Consider the following 4,516-nt stretch of genomic DNA (forward strand, 5'->3'; position numbering starts at 1 on the left):
CCCGCCGCTAGGGCGCGCCCGGATCGCGGCTGACGGCGCTGTCGAGATCGACGGTCATCGTCGCGAGCGGCGCGCCCGGCAGACGCAGCCGGCAGTCCTGGCCGAGCTGCCACGCATACGCGCCCGCATAGCCCGAGCCCGCCGGATGCAGATCGGGGAAGTTGGTCCCCGGCACCGGATGCGGCGCCGTCGTGTTGACGCGGAACGCCCAGACCCGCGCCTGTGGCCGCAGCGCGTGCAGCGCCGCCGCGATCAGGTGCGAGCCGTAGACGCCGGGCGTGTACCCCGCCTCGCCCACCGCATCGATCCAGGCGGCGACGTAGTCGGTGCGCGGCGCGCGCAGCGGCGGCCCGTCCTCCAGATCGAGCCAGACGCAGGCGCCGGGCGCGAACCCCTCGTCCGCCATCAGCGCCGCCGCATAGGCGCCGTCGCGCCACCCCTGCCCGCCCGTCACCGCGTGGCTGCCCGGCCCCGACAATTCCTGTCCCACAAAGATCGGCGCCAGCCCCCAGCCGGACGCGACCAGCCCCGCCCGCGCGCCCATCCAGCCCTGATCGCCATGGCTCGGCGCGGGGCCGAGATAGTAGCCGCACCAGACGAAATTGGTGTTCGCCGCGAGCCAGTCCATCTGGTCCTGCCCCGGGAACGCGTAGGTGTCGAATCCTGCATAGCCTGCCATGGGCGCACCCCTTCCCGCGCTGCGGCGTGGCTGCCGCGGTGGGGTGATAGGATGAGCGCGGGTATCTAGGCAAACTTTCCTCATTTTGCTTGGGCGACAGGTCCACGATGCCTTGTGGGCGCGCCTCGGCGCCGTTTGAATTTCGGCTCAGGGTGGGGAGGCGACTGTCGGCTCGGGGCCGCGGCCGGGCCGAAGCAGACATTGGTCGAACGGCAACCTTGGCCGAAGGCAGATCAGCAGCTTTCGGTTCGGCTCCGCTGGATAGCGGACGTTGAAGGGCTGGATGCCGGCATAGGCACCGTCAACGCGAGTTGCTTTTGTAACCCGTTGCCTCATCTGAGCCGAATTGCGGCTTAGCCAGTATGCGTACGGCGAGGCCGATCGCGAACCACGCATCTTGCTCGATCAAGTCACTGGACCGGACGCTGGTCTGGATCGCCCGGTGATCGATATTTTGGTCATCGTAGACCGTGCGGAAGTGGCTCAGCGGATTCCGCAGGCTCATCAGCCGTTCCAGGTCGTGGGTGTCCTGGCTAGAGATTAGATCCCGCTCCCGGCAGCGCTTCAGCGTGTCCCTAAAGACAATCCGAGACGGCAGATTATCCATTAGGCCAGCGTGGAGAAACGCGGCCAACAGGTTTTCGACGAGGCTTTGGCAGAGAAGGGTTGTGGCTGCAAAGTTACCGTAGGCAAAAGAGGAGCGCGCCTCTGCCCACGCGTTGAACGTAGCTATGCCCCCGAAAAGCATCGTCCCTTCAGTGCCAAGCGCCTCTCCGATGTCAGCAAGGTAGCGGAGCCGCGTGACTTTGCCCGGCAAATCGTTGTGCAGATCGGCGAGCAGGTGACTAACCGCGTCGATATCGGAGATCCCGGAAAGGAGGTCTGGCTGTGAGTTGTCGCCCCCAGATTCGCTCATTGGGCGGCTACCGCCGGAGCCGTACGATATCGGTCAGGATGTTGCTGGCATTCTTGGCGCACAACGGTGAGCCACGTTTCATACCAACACCATATTTTGCCGACCGCCATCGCGCCGTAGCCCTTCTTGGGGTTTCGGGCGTTGAGGCGTTTCCATAGTCGCGTGTGGCTGTCCATTGTGAAGCGATCCCAACCTTCGTCCTTCATCATCTTCACAATTTCGGTGGGCAGATACTTCCGCTTCTCCACTTCCTTCAGCGCAATATTGATTTTCTCTGCGATGTCCGATCCCGGTGGCACCAACTCCACCGCCAAGTCCGCTCCAGGTGCGCGGTTTGCGGTTTTGTGGACCATGAAGACTCGGAACGCGAACCGAGGGTCGGCCTGTTGTTCCGGCGTCAACTGCCGCTCGAAGGCGTCCATCATCGTCTCCACATGGCGGGGGAGGTTGGAGGCCTTTTTTAGCAGGGCGCGCTGATCGGGACTGAAGGTTAGGAATTGCAGAGCGATCGGCAGGCGACGTTCGAGGGCGTATTGTGCGCCGAACAAGCCCTTGATGGCGTCGTTGAAATTGATGCAGCAAGCTTGCAGTTTCGCGCTGACCGTATCATCGATCCGGCTGGTCGAGCGGTGCTCGATTTCGTGCCGCAACTCCAGCAGAAAGGTCAGGTTGTCCCGCGCGCCGGCTTCGACCGGGCACTTCACGTGCTTGAGGCACTGCGACAATTCCCAGTACTTTTCGGCGCCGTTTGGCGTCTGTATCACGACCCGCTCGCCATTCTGATTCTTTGCGTGCCGATAGTCGATGCCTTCGCGCTTGAACCAGGCGTGCAGCAAGTAGGTCCAGGCGATGATGGCTGTTATGATGAACAGTTCAGCACGGAAGGTCAGCCCGGCGCTATTGAATGTATGGACTGCCGCGATCATCGCCTCGCGAGCCTTGATCAGCAGTTCGTCGCCGCGCAGCGATAGGCCGGTTTCCGCGTCCACGTCCGGCCAGGACGCAATAAAGCTGTCCAACTCGTCCGACGCGGCGGCCTTGACGACGGTATGTTTCGTACCGGTGCGGATTTCGGCGATGGCACGGTGATTGATCGAGCGGGTGGGGCGCGTGAAGTAAGCCAGAATATCCTGATCGTTCGCCCATCGGCCATCGCCGAACATAGCCTTAATCAGGGAAATTTCCCACCGTTCTAGCGTATTGCCTCGCCTGCGTGCTCGCATGGCTAGTCCCTTATCCGGCGGCTATCGCGAACAGCTTTGCCGAGAGACCGTGGGGATAGCCTCTGCCTCTGCCCCGCGGCGCCAACTGTGTCTGGAACCCTCCCGTACAACGAATCAAACTATAATCGCCGACAGAGATAATCGGGAAGGGAGACTGATTTCGGGTCAGTCAGCAAGCGTAGGATGGGGTGGCCTCTCGCACCCCATCACTTACATTGGCGACTTCCAGGTGTCGTTGCCCCTCGCCGCGATTGTTAGTGAGGTGCGGGAGGGCACCCCACCCTACGTCGGTGTGATGGGGCCGGAACAGCAATCCCCAAGTCCGCGGCCACGCTTGTGGTCAGCTCGCGTCACACCGGGGACACACCGCTTGCCGCTGGGTCGGCCAGCAGCCAATCTGCGTGCATGACCGCTGCCGGCCCGCGCCCAACGGCCCTCCGCCAGCAGGTCATCGCAAAGGAGGCTGCGGTCGATGCCCTATCGAGCGATCCGCAGCGCCCGCTTCGGCGGCCCCGAGGTGCTCGAACTGGCGGTGCTGCCGGGTCCGCCTGAGCCCGGCGCCGGCGAGGTCCTGATCAAGGTGCAGGCCGCCGGCGCCGGTTTCACCGATACGTTCATCCGCCGTGGCCGCTATCCGGATGTCAAAGGCCCGCTGCCGATCACCCTCGGCTACGAGCTGGTCGGCACCGTTGAGGCCGCCGGGCCGGGTGTCGCGGCGCCCGCGGTGGGTCAGATGGTCGCCGACCTGTGCGTCATCGGCGGCTATGCCCAGTACGCGCTCCGGCCGGCGGCGGGGGTGGTCGTGGTCCCGGACGGCATCGATCCGGCCGAGGCCGTGTGCATCCCGCTCGCCTATCTGACCGGCTATCAGATGCTGACGCGCCTGCGTGCCCTGCCGTCCGGCGCGCGCATCCTCGTCGTCGGCGCCTCCGGCACGGTCGGCACCGCGCTGCTCGATCTGGCGCGCGTGATGGGCTTGCGGGCGTTCGGCACATGCGCGCGTCGCAACATGCCGGTCGTGGAACGGCTCGGCGCGACCGCGATCGACTACGCGGACGGCGATTTCGTCGCGACCGTCCGCCGGCTGACCGGCGGGCGCGGCGTCGATGCCGCGTTCGATGCGATCGGCGGGGCGCATTTCGCCCGCTCGTTCGCGACGCTGGCCAAGGGCGGGCTGCTCGTCGGCTACGGCGCGCAGACGATGGCGACGGGGCGCGAAAGCCTGCTGGCCGCCGGCCTCGGCATGGCGCGGCTCAAGCTGTGGGGGGCCGCGCCGTTCCTGTTCGGCGGCCGCGGCGCGGTGTTCTACAGCATCACCGCCCACCGGACGGCGCATCCGGACGCGTTCAAGACGGACATGGCGACGCTGTTCGACATGCTCCGCCGACGCGAGATACACCCGATCGTCGTCGACCGCGTGCCGCTGACGACGGCCCGCGCCGTGCACGCGCGCATCGACGCCGGGGGGGTCGGCGGGAAGATCGTGTTGCTGCCATGGGCCGTTGCGGAACCGGTCAGGCTGGACGACTGAACAGCGCGGCGACACGTCCCCGGCGCGCTTGACACGCCGCCCCGGGTCCAACACTGAAACCGCGGGCAAGGTGCCGCGCGCCTTCGTCCCCGCCCGGCCGCCGAGTCCTGTCGAAGGGCTGTCCGGGTGATCCGCCGGGCAGGCGGAGAAGCCGTATCGGATGCCCC

The 4,516-nt window shown here is 65.7% G+C and carries 4 protein-coding genes; 1 reads left to right on the forward strand and 3 read right to left on the reverse strand.

Annotation, left to right across the window (positions count from 1 at the left end):
* Nucleotides 1–7 precede the first annotated feature (7 nt).
* From B8460_RS08660 to B8460_RS08670, 3 genes are all read right to left on the reverse strand, one after another.
* The gene (locus B8460_RS08660) at nt 8–679 is read right to left on the reverse strand and encodes a glycoside hydrolase domain-containing protein (RefSeq protein WP_048861192.1); all 672 of its coding nucleotides are present in this window, start codon (nt 677–679) and stop codon (nt 8–10) included.
* Between the two features lie 301 nt (nt 680–980).
* Nucleotides 981–1,595: a hypothetical protein gene (locus tag B8460_RS08665; protein ID WP_048861193.1), complete on the reverse strand. Its 615-nt coding sequence runs from the start codon at nt 1,593–1,595 to the stop codon at nt 981–983.
* Nucleotides 1,592–2,758: a DUF3644 domain-containing protein gene (locus tag B8460_RS08670; RefSeq protein ID WP_199445587.1), complete on the reverse strand. Its 1,167-nt coding sequence runs from the start codon at nt 2,756–2,758 to the stop codon at nt 1,592–1,594. The genes B8460_RS08665 and B8460_RS08670 overlap by 4 nt, the downstream gene beginning before the upstream one ends.
* Nucleotides 2,759–3,290: 532 nt before the next feature.
* Between B8460_RS08670 and B8460_RS08675 the strand changes: the two genes are divergently transcribed.
* Entirely contained in the window at nt 3,291–4,349 is a 1,059-nt protein-coding gene (locus B8460_RS08675; protein ID WP_048861195.1) for a zinc-binding dehydrogenase, read from the forward strand.
* The last annotated feature ends 167 nt before the right edge of the window (nt 4,350–4,516 follow it).

The sequence above is a fragment of the Acidisphaera rubrifaciens HS-AP3 genome, assembly GCF_000964365.1.
GTDB classification, from domain to species: domain Bacteria; phylum Pseudomonadota; class Alphaproteobacteria; order Acetobacterales; family Acetobacteraceae; genus Acidisphaera; species Acidisphaera rubrifaciens.

Excerpts from the sequence above, each read along its gene's own strand:
- B8460_RS08675 (WP_048861195.1), top strand. The coding sequence starts at position 3,291 with ATGCCCTATCGAGCGATCCGCAGCGCCCGCTTCGGCGGCCCCGAGGTG.
- B8460_RS08670 (WP_199445587.1), bottom strand. The coding sequence starts at position 2,758 with ATGTTCGGCGATGGCCGATGGGCGAACGATCAGGATATTCTGGCTTAC.
- B8460_RS08660 (WP_048861192.1), bottom strand. The coding sequence starts at position 679 with ATGGCAGGCTATGCAGGATTCGACACCTACGCGTTCCCGGGGCAGGAC.
- B8460_RS08665 (WP_048861193.1), bottom strand. The coding sequence starts at position 1,595 with ATGAGCGAATCTGGGGGCGACAACTCACAGCCAGACCTCCTTTCCGGG.